Origin of the sequence: Pantoea sp. Taur (assembly GCF_009830025.1) — a bacterium.
Taxonomy (GTDB): domain Bacteria; phylum Pseudomonadota; class Gammaproteobacteria; order Enterobacterales; family Enterobacteriaceae; genus Pantoea; species Pantoea communis.
The window spans coordinates 1-15,014 of record NZ_SZZZ01000011.1 but is presented as its reverse complement, the minus strand read 5'-3'; the positions used below and the strand labels follow the sequence as shown (position 1 = coordinate 15,014).

At 45.7% G+C, this 15,014-nt stretch carries 13 protein-coding genes, 1 tRNA gene and 1 pseudogene; 10 read left to right on the top strand and 5 right to left on the bottom strand.

Going from position 1 to position 15,014, the window contains the following annotated elements; translation table 11 throughout:
- From FD744_RS15470 to FD744_RS15460, 3 genes are all read left to right on the top strand, one after another.
- Positions 1-762, top strand: coding sequence for a GntR family transcriptional regulator (locus FD744_RS15470; protein WP_160868651.1), 762 nt, complete (start codon positions 1-3; stop codon positions 760-762).
- A gap of 36 nt (positions 763-798) precedes the next feature.
- Positions 799-1,914 carry a mandelate racemase/muconate lactonizing enzyme family protein gene (locus tag FD744_RS15465; protein ID WP_160868650.1) on the top strand — a complete coding sequence of 372 codons (1,116 nt, stop codon included), beginning with the start codon at positions 799-801 and terminating at the stop codon, positions 1,912-1,914.
- Between the two features lie 315 nt (positions 1,915-2,229).
- A complete protein-coding gene (locus FD744_RS15460) occupies positions 2,230-3,225 on the top strand; it encodes an acyltransferase (RefSeq protein WP_160868649.1) in 996 nt (331 codons plus the stop codon).
- On the opposite strand, the gene FD744_RS15455 is transcribed toward FD744_RS15460, so the two are convergent.
- Together FD744_RS15455 and xylB are read right to left on the bottom strand one after the other, a co-directional pair.
- Positions 3,210-4,142 (bottom strand): GlxA family transcriptional regulator, encoded by a 933-nt coding sequence (locus tag FD744_RS15455; RefSeq protein WP_160868648.1) that lies wholly within the window; start codon positions 4,140-4,142, stop codon positions 3,210-3,212. The genes FD744_RS15460 and FD744_RS15455 overlap by 16 nt on opposite strands.
- 228 nt (positions 4,143-4,370) lie before the next feature.
- On the bottom strand, positions 4,371-5,813 hold the full coding sequence (xylB, locus tag FD744_RS15450; protein WP_160868647.1) for a xylulokinase: 1,443 nt from the start codon (positions 5,811-5,813) through the stop codon (positions 4,371-4,373).
- 167 nt (positions 5,814-5,980) lie between these two features.
- On the opposite strand from xylB, the gene FD744_RS15445 reads away from it, so the two are divergent.
- The 6 genes and pseudogenes from FD744_RS15445 (at position 5,981) to FD744_RS15425 (ending at position 10,735) form a co-directional block, all read left to right on the top strand.
- Positions 5,981-6,075, top strand: a tRNA-Sec gene (locus tag FD744_RS15445).
- 159 nt (positions 6,076-6,234) lie between these two features.
- Positions 6,235-7,431: pseudogene (locus FD744_RS15440) on the top strand (tyrosine-type recombinase/integrase).
- 471 nt (positions 7,432-7,902) lie between these two features.
- A complete protein-coding gene (locus tag FD744_RS15435; protein WP_039556197.1) occupies positions 7,903-8,265 on the top strand; it encodes a hypothetical protein in 363 nt (120 codons plus the stop codon).
- Positions 8,266-8,282: 17 nt separating this feature from the next.
- Positions 8,283-8,834, top strand: coding sequence for an ABC-three component system protein (locus tag FD744_RS15430; RefSeq protein WP_096164791.1), 552 nt, complete (start codon positions 8,283-8,285; stop codon positions 8,832-8,834).
- The gene (locus FD744_RS25980; protein WP_015461032.1) at positions 8,821-9,057 is read left to right on the top strand and encodes an ABC-three component system middle component 6; all 237 of its coding nucleotides are present in this window, start codon (positions 8,821-8,823) and stop codon (positions 9,055-9,057) included. Before FD744_RS15430 ends, FD744_RS25980 begins: the two co-directional genes overlap by 14 nt.
- Positions 9,044-10,735 (top strand): DUF2326 domain-containing protein, encoded by a 1,692-nt coding sequence (locus FD744_RS15425; protein WP_160868646.1) that lies wholly within the window; start codon positions 9,044-9,046, stop codon positions 10,733-10,735. Before FD744_RS25980 ends, FD744_RS15425 begins: the two co-directional genes overlap by 14 nt.
- Before the next feature lie 174 nt (positions 10,736-10,909).
- Here the strand turns inward: FD744_RS15425 and FD744_RS15420 are convergent, their stop codons facing one another.
- Together FD744_RS15420 and FD744_RS15415 are read right to left on the bottom strand one after the other, a co-directional pair.
- The gene (locus FD744_RS15420; protein ID WP_160868645.1) at positions 10,910-12,535 is read right to left on the bottom strand and encodes a UvrD-helicase domain-containing protein; all 1,626 of its coding nucleotides are present in this window, start codon (positions 12,533-12,535) and stop codon (positions 10,910-10,912) included.
- A gap of 1 nt (position 12,536) precedes the next feature.
- A complete protein-coding gene (locus tag FD744_RS15415) occupies positions 12,537-14,237 on the bottom strand; it encodes an ATP-dependent endonuclease (RefSeq protein WP_160868644.1) in 1,701 nt (566 codons plus the stop codon).
- A 207-nt stretch (positions 14,238-14,444) separates the two neighbouring features.
- On the opposite strand from FD744_RS15415, the gene arsR reads away from it, so the two are divergent.
- Positions 14,445-14,789 (top strand): As(III)-sensing metalloregulatory transcriptional repressor ArsR, encoded by a 345-nt coding sequence (arsR, locus tag FD744_RS15410; RefSeq protein WP_160868643.1) that lies wholly within the window; start codon positions 14,445-14,447, stop codon positions 14,787-14,789.
- A 15-nt stretch (positions 14,790-14,804) separates the two neighbouring features.
- Here arsR and FD744_RS15405 read toward each other — a convergent pair.
- A partial coding sequence (locus FD744_RS15405) for an IS3 family transposase (protein ID WP_160868642.1) occupies positions 14,805-15,014 on the bottom strand: 210 nt, incomplete at its 5' end.

Genomic DNA, 15,014 nt, shown 5'->3' with positions numbered 1-15,014 from the left:
ATGGCAGGAAAATCATCCACCCCAAGCCGTAAAAGCAGCGCACCGCTGGCGCAGGAAGCCGCTTCAGACGGCAACTGGCAAGCTGCGCGTCCGCGCACGCTGGTCGATCACGCCGTCGATGCGATTCTCAGCGCCGCCTCGCGCGGATTGATTTTACCCGGCGACCGTATTGCCGAACCGGATCTGGTGGCAAAACTCGGCATGAGCCGCGTGCCGATCCGTGAAGCGCTGCGCATTCTTGAAAGCCAGGGCATCGTCACCAGCGAGCCGTATAAAGGCATCCGTTTGATGGAGATTTCCCATCAGCGGCTGGAGCAGATTATTGATGTGCGCATCCCACTGGAAACATTGGCCTGCCGCCGCGCGATTGAAGCCGGACGCAATGGCGCCGAGCAACTTAATCAGCTGTATCAGGGCGTGGCACAGATGCAAACCATGATGCAAAACGATGATGTGTATGGCTTTGCCTCGGCGGACACCGATTTCCATCGCACGCTGTGCAGCTTCGCCCACAACCCGGTATTGAGCAATTTGTGGGAGTCAATTGCGCGCCAGCTGACGGTGATTTTTGGCCTCTCCACCATGGGCAAATCGATGAGCGACATCATTGAAGAGCACCAGCGACTGATCAACGTGTTCGCCGAGGGCGATATCGCGCAGATGACCGATGAAATTGAAAACCACATCCGCATTCAGGCACTGGATGTGGATTACGAGACCTTGATTACGCAGCGCCGACAGCAGCGTTCCGCTGTGGGCTGATGCTTTATTGATTGCCTTTACACCAGGAAAACCACGATGAAGATCACCAACGTTGAAGCGTTTTATCTGCGTCTGCCGGTTATTGAGCAGCGCACCGATAGCTCGCAGGATGCACTGCTTATCAAAATCACCACCGATGCGGGCATCACCGGTTGGGGTGAAGTGGATGGCAGCCCGTATGTCACCAAAGCCATTATCGAAGCACCCTATTCGCACACCATGGTCACCGGACTGAAATCGCTGCTGATCGGCGAGAACCCGCTGGAGACCGGCCGTTTGTGGAAGAAGATGCACAAAGCCACCATCTATTACGGACGCAGCGGTGCCGTGCTGCAGGCGATGGCGGGCATTGATATCGCCCTGTGGGACATCAAAGGCAAAGCGCTGGGCAAACCGATTGTTGAACTGCTGGGCGGTGCGATGCGCGACAAGATGCGCGTTTACTCCTCCAACATGTTCCAGTACAGCGTCGAAGAGACGGTGGCGCGCGCGCAGCACGCCATCGATACTGGCCACACTGGCGTGAAGTTTGGCTGGGAGCCGTTTGGCACCGATGAAGCGCTGGATCTGCGCTATCTGGAAGCGCTGCGCACCGCGATGGGCGACAGCGTGGATCTGATGCTGGATGTCGGCCACGTCTGGGATGCGAAGACCACCGTGCGCCGCAGCCAGCGTTATGAACATCTCAACCTGTTCTGGATCGAAGAGCCGCTGCACCCGGATAACTACGCCGGTTACGGCCAGGTGTCTGCCGTCTGCCAGCAGCACATCGCCGCAGGTGAGCAAGAGTGTTCGGTGGTTGGCTTCCAGCGCCTGATTGATGAAGGCGGTATCGACATCGTGCAGATCGATCTGACACGCACCGGCTTTACCCAGGCGATGGAGATCGCCAGCTACGCGCACAGCCGTGGTCGAAAAGTGTGTAACCACAACTTCACCACCGACATCAACACCGCCGCCTCGCTGCATTTCCTGTGTGCGATTGAGAACGCGCTGGTGATGGAATATTGCGTGGAGCCGGGTGAAATCAGCCGCTCGCTGGCGAAAAACCCGGTGCGCATCGCCGACGGATACGCCTGGTTACCGAGTGAGCCAGGTCTGGGCGTAGAGCCGAACGAAGCGGTAATCGAGAAGTTCCTCGTCCGCGATTAAGCCACCGCCAGGCAAACACCGGATGCGTGATTAATCCATTGTTCAGCACACTCCTGGTCGCGACGCGATTTATCGCCTAAGGTTCATCCGTTTTATTCGCCAAAGCGGCCACGGTTAAACGTGGCCGCATTTTTCATTTGAATGAGCATGCTGGCGTGCAGGCCAAAGCACCACGGCTATTGCCGGGCTGTCCTCACGCTGCGACCAGGCAGTGTCACCCGTAACAGAGTGATCCGAATTTCAGTCCCAAAGGTTGTTGACGCATCACGCTGTGACTACCCTTCTTCGCACGGACGTATTGCCGACGAGGAAGCCATGTCGCAAAAAATACACTGGATCGACAACTTACGTGCGGTTGCCTGCCTGATGGTGATCGTCATTCACACCACCACCTGGTATATCACCGGCCCGATGGCCGTCACAGGTATTAGCTGGGATGTGGCGAACCTGCTCAACTCCGCATCGCGCGTCTGTGTGCCGTTGTTCTTTATGATTTCGGGCTATCTGTTCTTTGGCGAACGCAGCGCGCAAGGGCGCCATCTGCTGCGCATCGTGCTGTGTTTACTGTTCTACAGCGCGGTGGCGCTGGCCTACATCACCTGGCTGACGCCGATCAGCGAAGGCCGTTCGCTGCTGAAGCTGCTGCAAAAACCGGTGTTCTATCACCTGTGGTTTTTCTTCGCCATTATCGGCATCTACCTGCTGTCGCCATTGATTCAGGTGAAAAGCGTGCAGCCGCGCTACGTCGCATTGCTGGTCTTGGTGCTGGCGGTGCTGGCCAATCCCAACACCGTGAGCCAGTCGCTGGGGCCGTTTCATTGGTTGCCGGTGAATCTTTACGTCAGCGGCGACAGCATTTACTACCTGCTGTACGCGCTGCTGGGGCGCGCGATTGGTTGCATGGACACCGATAAGCGCGGCATCAGCTGGCTGGCGGGATTGGGCTTTATCGCCTGCTGGATTGGCATTACGCTCGGCACCAAACAGATGCTAAAAATCAACGGCGCATTCAACGACACCTGGTATCTTTACTGCGGTCCGCTGGTGTTTATCGCCGCCATCAGCTTGCTGGTGCTGTTCAAGAATGTGCTGAACAGCCGCACACTGCCGATGCTGGCGACGATTTCGCGCTATTCACTGCCGATATATGGCTTTCACGCGCTGTTTATCCACTATCTGCGCACCAACCATTACGACGATATGTCACGTCCGTGGCTGGATCTGCCGTGGGTATTTGGCATCACGCTGATCGGCAGTTTGCTGCTAGCGATGCTGCTCAAACGCGTGGATAAACATCATCTGGTGAGCTGATCGTCCCAGCGCTGATGCGCGCGACGCAACTGGCGTGCCGAGGAGAATCCAGCCGCCAGCGCGGCTTTCTCTGCCGCTTCGCCCTGTTGCTGGCGCTGACGCGCAATTACCAAACGCAGCTGTTCATGGTATTCGCGCACGCTGATGCCGAGATGCTGGCGGAACAGGCGCGTGAGATGACGCTCGCTGACATGCGCGCGCTCGGCCAGCGCGGTCAGTGACCAGTCGTGTTCGGGGTGGGCGATCATCACGTCCTGCGCCCGGTGAATCGCCGGATGCAGGTGATTGCGATAGCGCAGCCACGGCGAGAGCTGGGGATCGTCACCCGAACGCCGGAACCACACCACCATTTCCCGCGCCACCTTCAGCGCCTGCGGTGCGCCGCAAAGCCGGTTGATCAGATGCAGCGCCAGATCGATGCCCGCCGTGATACCCGCGCTGGTCCATATGCCATGATCTTCCACAAACACGCGGTTATCCTTCACTAACGCTTCCGGTGCGGCGGCTTTCAGGCGCGGTAACACATCGTGGTGAGTGGTGCATTGCACACCATTTAGCAATCCGGCCTGCGCCGAGAGCAGTGCACCGGAACAGATGCAGACTAATGTGATGCGTTTAGAATGGATGGCGGACTGCTGTGAGCGGAGCCAGTCGCGCGCGGCGGCAGCAGGTGCCGTATCGAACCAGACTTTGGAGTCATACACGCCGGGCACCACCAGCAGGCTGTTATCGGGTAGCTGCTCAGGAAGTGGCGCAATATCCGCGATCGTCATGCCGGTGGAGCAGCGCACGCTGGCTTGCGGGCCGATGTAGTGCAGAGCAAAGAAGCCATCGGCTAGCTGCAGCGTTTCCGCCGGACCAGTGAGATCGAGCGCCATCACGCCAGGAAGAACCAGAAAATAGACGGGCTGCGGCATTAAAGGCTCCAGGGTAGGTGATGTGTTTTTCCCTCAGCCTCTGCGTGGCAGAGAACTGTTCGAGGGTTAACGTAACATTGCTGCTGCCTCAGCCTCTCTGGATGTCTTTCCCTTATGTGACGGGAGCGTGCTAAGGACAATTCAGGCCATAAGAAACTAACCTGATTTGCCCATCATAGCGAAATAAATATAAAAACCACGACCCAATCCGGCCATCACTTAACCGAATCAGGACATCAGCGGTTTGAGATGCTGATACAACTGCGCAAACTTCTCACGCTGCGGCTGATAAGCTTGATGATGAGCCGCATCGGGCTGATGCCGCTGCACCAACTCTGGCGCGGGCCACTCGCTCTGCGGATCACTCGCCCATTGCGCCAGACGTGCAGCACCAAGAGCTGGCCCTACCTCACCGCCGTGGCAATAATCCAGCGTTAATCCGCTGATATCCGCCAGCATTTGCCGCCAGTACGCACTGCGCGCGCCACCGCCGATCAGCATCACGGTTTGCGGCTGCACGCCGCATTCATGCACCGCGTCCATCCCCTCGGCCAGCGCAAAGCCCACGCCTTCCAGCACCGCGCGCGCCAGTTCAGGACGGCCATGCTGATGGGTCAAACCAAAAAATACGCCTTGTGCCTGTGGATTGTTGTGCGGGGTGCGCTCACCGGACAGATATGGCAAAAATAAAATCGGTGCGGCTTCACCGCTGGCTTTTTCCGCTTCCGCCAGCAGCTCAGGCACGTCTTTACAGCCAGTTAAGGTGGCTGCCCAGTCAAGGCAGGATGCGGCACTCAGCATCACCGACATCAAATGCCAGCGATTGGGCAGCGCATGGCAAAAACTGTGCACCGCTTGCTGCGGATTGCTGAGATAGCCGTCGCTGACCAGGAAGTAAACGCCTGATGTGCCAAGCGACAACATTCCCTGACCCGGCGCCACCATGCCGACACCCACCGCGCCCGCCGCGTTATCTCCGCCGCCCGCCACGATCGGCACCGCGTTCATCTTCCAGCGTGCGGCAACGTCAGGCGATAAGGTTCCAGTGATCTGATCGCCTTCATAAAGCGCAGGCATCTGGCTGCGGTTGAGATCGCAGGCGCTGAGCAGGGCATCACTCCAGTCACGCTGTGCCACATCCAGCCACATCGTGCCGGCTGCATCGGACATGTCGCTGGCGAAGTCACCGCTCATCCGCCAGCGCAGGTAATCTTTGGGCAGCAGAACTTTCGCCACTCGTTTAAACACACCGGGTTCGTGCTGCTGCACCCATAACAATTTGGGTGCAGTGAAACCGGGCATCATCAGGTTGCCGGTAATCTGGCGCGAATCGGGCACGCGCTGCTCCAGTTCCCGACACTGCTCACTGCTGCGCCCGTCGTTCCACAGAATCGCCGGACGCAGTATCTGGTGCTCAGCGTCCAATAGCGTGGCGCCGTGCATCTGACCGCTCAGACCAATGGCCTTCACGCCGCTGAGATCGTGCTGCTGCGCCAGCGCCTGCATCGCCTTGTCTGTAGCACTCCACCAGCTTTCGGGATCCTGCTCGCTCCACAACGGCTGCGGACGCGACACCTGCAATGGCGCGGTCTCCACGGCAATCACCTGCCCCTGCGCATCCAGCAACACCACTTTGACGCCAGAGGTGCCTAAATCGATCCCGATAACCATGTTCAGCTCCTGATGCAGTGAGAAATCATAACTGTAGCCTTAGGTGGAGAATTTAATCACCTCTGCGCGGCGACGCTTCATATCAGAGCGTGAGAACGTGCTGTAGCGCACGGCTAAGATCAAGATTTTGCGCTGGGTTGTCGCTATAATTGCGCGGCATCTTCAAAGGAAGATCGTCGTCTCCGGTGAGGCGGCCGGATTTCAAATCCGGTTGGGGCCGCCAGCGGTCCCGGGCAGGTTCGACTCCTGTGATCTTCCGCCAATCAAGCTCTTCTGAACTCTCTTTAAGTCAATAAATCCCTTATAATACCTACCATACAGGCAAGTTATGCTCTCCTGATGTCAACCTAGGTCAACCCAAATCAAGGGTTAACTGGGGGCATAAATGGGGGCATTAATGATGTCCCCATTTATGCCCCCAATGAAGCTTACTGCACGGCAAGTAGATGCCGCTAAACCCAAAGAAAAAACCTATAAACTGGCTGATGGCGGCAGCCTCTATCTTGAAGTCACAACCAGTGGTTCACGATATTGGCGCTTCAAGTACCGTTACGGAGGTAAAGAAAAGCGCTTAGCCTTTGGTGTCTATCCAGAGGTGTCTCTTGCTGGTGCCAGGGAACAAAGGGAGGCTGCTAAGAAGCTACTTGCTTTAGGTAATGACCCTGGGGAAATGAAAAAGGCTGAGAAGGCAGCCCAGAAATTAAGTTTTGAAAACACCTTTGAAGTTCTGGCGCGTGAGTGGCATCAAAACAAAGCAGATCGCTGGTCGTTACGCTATCGCGATGAAATCATCAGCACCTTTGAAAAAGATATTTTCCCTTACATAGGCAAGCGGCCTATCACCGACGTAACGCCAATGATTCTGCTGGATGTGCTGCGCAAGATGGAAAAGCGTGGTGCTCTGGAGAAAATGCGTAAAGTCCGTCAGCGCTGTGGCGAAATGTTTCGTTATGCCATCGTCACTGGACGCGCTACCTACAACCCTGCGCCAGATTTAGCCGCTGCTTTGGCTACGCCTAAAAAAACGCATTTCCCATTCTTAAGCGCTGAAGAGCTGCCCTTCTTTATAAAGGACTTAGCTGGATACACAGGTAACGTGATTACCAAGACTGCCACTCAAATTATCATGCTTACAGGCGTGCGGACTCAGGAACTGCGTTGTGCCCGCTGGGAGGACATCGACTTCGATAAGTGCCTTTGGGAGATCCCTGCTGAGGTGATGAAGATGAAGCGCCCTCACATTGTCCCCCTATCCAAACAGGTTATAGGGCTATTTGAATCATTAAGGCCGGTTACCGGCATGTACCCACTGGTTTTTGTCGGTCGCAATGACCGCTCAAAACCTATATCTAAAGAAAGTGTTAATCAGGTTATCGAGTTGCTGGGATATAAGGGAAGGCTTACAGGACATTGATTCAGGCACACGATGAGCACCGTTTTGCATGAGGAAGGTTTCGACTTTGCTTGGATTGAAACACAGCTTGCCCACGTTGATAAGAACGCGATTCGTGGAACGTATAACCATGCTCAGTATCTTGACGGGAGGAGAGAGATGATGCAGTGGTATGCGGATTGCATTGATAATATTGGTAAATTTAATCTAATCATAGCATCATAATTTCACCTACAAACTTAGCTACTTATTCGTTAGATAGAATGAAAACACAAGCTGAACTCCTCCAAACGGAGGGGGTTAATAGCAGAAAATTTCATTTTTTTACTGAGTTGCATTTACTCTTGCTTCAGAAAGGTTAGATCTGCGTATTACGGTACTGCTTAGTACTAGAAGCGAAGGTTACCCATACCACATTGTATTAATTAATGTGGGACAGGTTACCGCTAAACTAAGAGTTTACTGACTATGGCTGGTTGTATAAGGGCGACATATCAGAGGCCAGATGCAGCGTGGGCAGAAAGAGAAAACATCTTCAATGTCTTACTCTGTACGAGGGCAAAATGGAACACTTTTCCGCTGAGCACTTCAGACGAACTCTTTTATAGTTATGAGTAAGTTATGCACCTTTTAGTGGCACACTATGTGTGTGAATTGTACAATGTATGTTCACATGTATAGACGTCGAGATAAGAAATGCAAGAATTTTGGAAACTCTTTGGCAGCGAACCTTTCGTAGCTATCGCTTGGATCTGTACCGTTGCCAGTTGCATATATGCCTTTGTACAAAAAAGCAACGTGACCAAGATTGAACAGAAATTCAGGGACCTACACATTACACATAGTGACCTAAAATTTCAAAATAATACTCTTAAACAGAAAGTTGAGACTCTAGAAATCTCTAACAATGAATTAAATGTTCAGAATACAATTCTGCAACAGAAAATAATAAATACCGAAAAAAATGATATTCATGATAATTATCAAGAAGTGCATCAACACGGAAAAAATAACTTTAACCAAGGTGTGATTAAAGGCGACTTTATTTACAATAAATAATTTTTCTGGGCTTACCTATGTATGAAACAAGATTTGACATTCATAACATTGAAGGTGACTTCTACAATGTGGAAGCTCCAGAAAATAATGTTGACTCTATTATAAATGTTATAATTGGAGATATTGCATCAGCTAAAGTTAATATCGACCGCAGTGATCGTTCTTTCCCTGCTAATGTTGCTAAAAAAATAGAACACAATATGCTTAATAGCAAGCGCCGTATAGTCTTGCAATACAAATCTTACTCCTCTCATATTGAAAGAGCCTACACTCTTGCAGAACAAAATATAATAAATGGTAAACAATCAGCTATGGAGTTATTAAATGGAATGTACTGTAATTCATTAGATAAGTATGAGATCGATTCTTTTGAACCAGACATAACAAAAGTACGACAGCATGCTGACGACATAATCAGTGATGTAATTAAACAACTGAGGAAATTCGTTTATAGCTCAGCAAATGTCACTCAATACAAAGAGCAAGTGGAAATTGGCTTAAATGTTGTCGTTGCGCATGCCTTTGTAGAGTGCTGTGTCTTGGAGAATCCAAATAATGCTACCAACTAAAGGATCTCATCCAGAGATGAACGTGCTCTACATCGGTGGATTCATTCTGAAGCAGCTACAAGAGTGCAAAAGGGGGCGTATAAAGATCACTCAACTAATGAAAACTGGGGAAAAAGAGCTTTCTGTTTCTGTAGACCATATAATTTTAGCGCTGGACTGGCTGTATATAATTTCAGCTATTAGCTACGATCGGAACGAGGTTTTTATTAATGAAGTTGCTTAGGTTTTTATTGGAGATAGATGGAAAAGAAATACGCTCGATACCGTTTCTCGAGAATTTAAATATAATAACAAGTAAAAAGGAGTCTGATGACCCTGGTAATAGTGTTGGTAAATCTACGTTGGGAAGGGTTCTGGACTATTTGTTTGATGGCTCAATTAAGCCTATCTATATTGATGAAGAGTTTCAAACACCTAAAAAAGAAATTGAACAACTTTTCACTAAAAATGAAGTACACGTATCATTAGAATATTTAGGTTTAGACAACCAGCATAGTATTATTAAGCGTAGGCTCTCTACTAATGTAGACTTGCAAAGTTATATTTTAAATGGGAGAGAAGTAACAAGTAAAGAATATATCCATCATATCATGGGTAGTGTTTTTAATGTTAGCTCTGCTAAACCAACGCTTAGAAAACTCGCTCCAAAATTCTTTAGAACAACGCAACACCGTATGACAAAAACAGTTAACTTTGACAATGGCAGGAACGTTTCCAAGTCAGATGTTAGTACTGTTTTTCTATATTTGTTTAACTTTAATGACACTGAAATACTTACCAAAATACATAAACTAAAGACTGCTATAAAAGGTTATGAAAGAAACCTAAAAGCGTTTAATAGTGTTATTTCTCAAGATAAGATTGTTAGTTCGATAGCCCATATGAGACGAGAAATTTCTAAGTTGGAGAGGTCTCTTTTATCGTCTGAAAAAGGAATCGATAAGCTAGAAATAGTCTCTAAAATTAATAGGGTAGATGATGAGCAGAATGCCTTGTCTGATGAAATATTGTCGTTAGATTTAAATATAAAAAACATCTTAGAAACTAATGAAATACTTAAGAGTAATGAACAAGTTCATTTGTTAGATGAATTACAGGCAATTTATGAATACGCATCAGTTAAGATAGAATCTACCCTTCAGGATTACCAGCAAGCACTTGCGTTCCACGCACATCTTCTAAGTACTAAGCGTGAATTTGTTTCTCATGGGTTGGATAAGCTTCAAGCTGAGCATGAAAAAGCAACGGTTAAGTTCGGTCAGTTAAAAAATCAGAAGCAGAGTCTTTTCGACGAGCTTAAATCTAAAAAGAAAATAGAAGAGATTTCTGATGCAATGAAAGAAATCGGTAAACTAGATAAAGAATTAGCCAAGCTGACTGCCATAATTGACAAAAAAGATGATATTGATTCAAAGTTGGCTATAGAAAGGCAAAGCTTAACTGAATTATCAGGGCAGCTGGAAGCTGAACTTACTAGCGTAACCTCTTTCGAAGGTAAATTCATAGATAATTTCAAAGAATATACTCGTGGTTTTTATGGTGTTGAGTACAAATTCAGTCTCAATTTAGATCAAGAAAAGGGCGAATGTACCCCACATGTAGATGATGTGGAGTCAAATAACGAAGGTGGGTTAAAGAGACTTGAGGTTGTTACTTTCGATCTGGCATATATCAAGACCGTTTGTGATAAAAAAGCTTTGAGACCTAACTTTGTACTACACGATTCTATTGATGAAATCGATATTCAACACGTTCGCAAAATTTTTGATGAGTCGATTAAATTGTCAGGGCAACATATTGTATCTATGCTGTCTGATAAATTAATAAAAGAAGATTACCAGAAATATAATCGTCATATTATTCTTGAATTATCTCAAGACAATAAATTTTTTAAGCTTTAATTCTGCAGGCTGCTGAGTTAGCAGCCGTTCTTCTGGAATGTTGCTCCTTATAAAACCAATTGCTAAAATTAATAATCGGCATGTTGGTGTTCATATTTTTACACTTAGTGTGTTGAGTGTTGAAATTAAAGGAGGTTTTTTTAATTATCCCTCCTATGTAAATGATTACAAAGTTCAACTATACAGATTATTTAACTGCGGTAATTTGAAGAAATATGATTCATCTGTGTTTTTAAAGTCCCCAGATGCATTTTCTCTGAGAGATGAGTTAATAAGGATGCAACAATTCTCAGCTCTGGTTATACCAACGTAGTGGAGGTTAAGTTCTTGTTGAAGCGTTGGGTATAGAGGTGTGTATCTGTCTTCGCTGTTATATTCTCTAAATGGGAAAGACCATTCATCTAAATCTAGGTGAAATACTAATTTGAATTCCAGTCCTTTAGATTTATGAAGGGTCATTACTTGTATTTCATTATCATCTAATGGTTTGAATTGTTTGACTAAAATATCGTCTGAGATTGTTCTTATTACAGCCCCATCAGTATGTTCTGTTGAATTTATCCCTAAAATATATGCAATATCATGAAACTTATGTATTAAATCTTCATTTTTTAATTCATTTCTAATTGTTTTTATTTTTTTCCTTAGTAAGAGCAGAGTGTTATCATCTACTATAACCCCATCAAAAACTTTGTTAATAAACTCTTGTGCTGTACTTATAGAGCCGTACTTGTATGCTAACAGATCTTTGTATAGATCTGAGCAATCAGTACCAATTTTATCTAGAGGTGTGTCAACATAAAGCCTGAAGTTTAAGTTTAATCCAGAGCAGAATAATGTTAATGATTTTTCTTTTCTTGCTAAAATGGCTATTTGATTTGCTTTTTCTAACTTCCATTCGCCACTACTCAGCCATCCTGAAATCCAGGAGGAAATCGTAACAGCAGCATCTTTAAGATTTCCATTAAGTCGTCTCCTAAATACTCTTATCTCATCCGCAGGTAGTAAAACATAGGATGGTTCAAGCAATCTTGAAGCATAATTGCTTATTGATGGGTGGCATCTATGGTTGAAATTTATCTCAAAATGCTTAAAGCATTCTGTATTATTTACCAATTCTAAAAGAAGCTCCGAATTCCCTCCTCTAAATTCATAGATTGATTGCCAAACATCACCAACAGCAATGGAGCATAAGCCAAGTTCGTTTATTTTTAGAAATAGCTCATGCTGAGATAAAGACGAATCTTGATACTCATCTATGAATATATGGCTATATCTTGCTTTGATATACCGCTTCGCAGCAGATGATTCATTAATTATTTTTAATGCTAAGGCCGAGAATGACCCCATCCAAAGTATTCCCTCATCGTATAGTTTTTTATACCCAGGGTCCTCATTGATATTAATAACTGATGGTGTGCCAGCAAAATTGCTTTCTATGAAATGGTTATATGGAGATTCCAATTTCTTTAAGACTTTGCACTCTGTTGGTGTTCCTCCCCATACCCTTGAAAGAAATGGAATAATTATTTCCTTTAAGCAAAAACTATCAATAGTACCAAAGAAACTATGTTTTACATTGTGTCCTTCAGCCTTGCATCTACGTTCCAGTTCTGAACTTGCTTTCTTTGTGAATGTAATTGCAATGACCCCTTTATGCTCTGGAAGGCAGTCGGTAATATTTCTGATTTTTTCTTTTATAACCGTAGTCTTACCGCTTCCCGGACATGCTGTTATTACCATGCTTCCAGTGTAGTCAATGGCTAATGTTTGCTGAGGTGTTGGTGAGAAAGTACTCATTTCATTCACCTCTAATTATTTTTACAAGATGGTTTAACGGTTTAATTAATTCACCGGCATTAAGCTTGTGAAGGTCTGTTTTTATATCTTTAAGAAGTTCTCGCATTCTTAATGCTTTTTTCTTTTGTAAGTACTCTATCGCACCTTGGTCATTTTTCTTACCTAAAGCGTTTAAAATTGGTGCGCTTAATTCTCCGACCAGATCAGTTTCTAAATCAACTTTGGATAAATATACCCCGCATTTATTTATTTCTTCAGAAACTGTTTGCCAATCACCGCTGGTCAGAGTATCTATAGGTACTATTTGTATGTCGCTATGTTCAAACTTTTTCAAACCGGCTATATCTAAACATCGGTTTATACCTGAATATTGCCACTTGTCTTGATCTTTAAGTTTAGATATATCGTTATCCGTTCGCATTACCCATGGGATCTCTAAAGCATCTAGTATAGCTACGTAAATTTTAAATGATATTCCGTCCACTGAAACCAGTGAAATATTTAGATAATCAAGATCAATGTTTAAATTTTCGGCTAAAGAATGGTAGAATAAAACTTCTGATGGTCCTTCGATTAAGAAAACTCCATTTGAAAAAAACGATTCTGCTGGCAATATACTCATCCGATAGCTCATTCCTTCCCAGCCATCTGAAATATCTTTAGAACACCCTTCACTTGCGGCTACTGTGTGTCCAGCACGGTCAAGCAACCTTATTACTGAGCCTGGTTCAAAGTTTACAGCTATTTGTGGTGAGTGGGATGAAATGATCGTTTGACCTGGAAGTTCTGATATCAAATAATCAGCCAGTTTTCTTTGTTGGTGAGGATGTAGGTGTGCTTCAGGTTCTTCGATAACATAGAAGATAACCTCGTTCTCGATATCATGTTCCTTAATACTTTTCGCTTTCCATAAAGCTAATAATATTTGATTGTTTCGCCCGTCTCCTCCAAGCATAACATTAGAACCATTTGTATTAGCTCCAAGTTGTAGGTTGTCAATAAAATCATTTATTCCAATTGCCCCAGTATCTAGTTGCACTGAATACTCTGAGTAATGATGCGCAAGTTTTTTTAGCTCATCGTTGACATCTTTTGTAGCTCTTTCTACATATATAAGTTGAGATATTTTATCATTAATAGACTGTAAATCTATACTTATCTCTCCTAACAAATCATCATCTTCTTCTCTTTCTTCAGAGTTCAATGATTGCTGTGCGATTTTTAATAGTTGTCTTTTTTCTTTACGAATAAACCTCTCTAAATCTCGTTGTGATTGAATATATTTTAAATTAACGAATTTAAGATAATAGCGAGAGTTGATTTCTTGTAAAAACTCTAAAGACTCACCAATAAAAAGTTTATAGCTGAGATCGGATTTTTGTGCAATGTACTTAATGAACGATTCACCTGAGTCACTGACATTCCCTTTCAAAATTGAAAGTACTGCATCTTCATTGATATCTTTAAAATGAATAATAATTTCAAATTCTTCACATGATTTTCCATTTTCTAAATGAAAGTCAAGTTCATTTGGTTCAATTTCTGAATCTGATATACTTTTATCCAATAGCATTCTTAGCGAATGCAACATATTACTTTTGCCAACATCATTGGCACCGATGACCAGAGTATTTGAGTTAAAATTGATGTGCGCATCTTTAAAGTTTCTAAAACCTTTGAGTTTCAGAGATGATATTTCCAACTTAAAATCCCTCTTTAAAGTAAAAAAAATCTATTTCATGATGAGGTATCACGTAAACTATGCAACCGAATTTTGCTCATTTTTTGCGGAAGATCTATTAGTTGATTTGGTTAAACGAAGGGACTAATATGATGTTAAATATATGATTTACCATATGCAACGCATCTATTCTTTAAGCAACACAATTTCAAGGATTCGTTAAATTTGATGAAAATCATAACATTACAACTCTTCAAAAACCTCTCCGATGAAACCCGTTTGGGCATCGTGTTGCTACTCAGAGAGATGGGAGAGCTGTGCGTGTGCGATCTTTGCACTGCGCTAGAACAGTCACAGCCCAAAATCTCCCGCCACCTGGCAATGCTCCGGGAAAGTGGCCTATTGCTGGATCGCAAGCAGGGGAAATGGGTTCACTACCGCTTATCTCCGCATATTCCTTCCTGGGCTGCTCAGGTGATTGAGCAGGCCTGGTTAAGCCAACAGGACGACGTACAGGCCATCGCCCGTAAGCTGGCATCAGCCAACTGCTCTGGTAGCGGTAAGGCTGTTTGAATCGCCACGGGTAATCTAGACACTTCTGAGCCGTTGATAATATAGGTTTTCATATTCAGCCGGTGGCATCTGCTCGCTCGAACCATGCCGACACTTACTGTTATAAAACATTTCGATGTAATCAAAAATATCGCTTCTGGCTTCGTCTCTCGTTCCGTAGATCTTTTTCTTAATCCGTTCGCGTTTCAGTAGCTGGAAAAAGCTTTCCGCAACCGCGTTGTCATG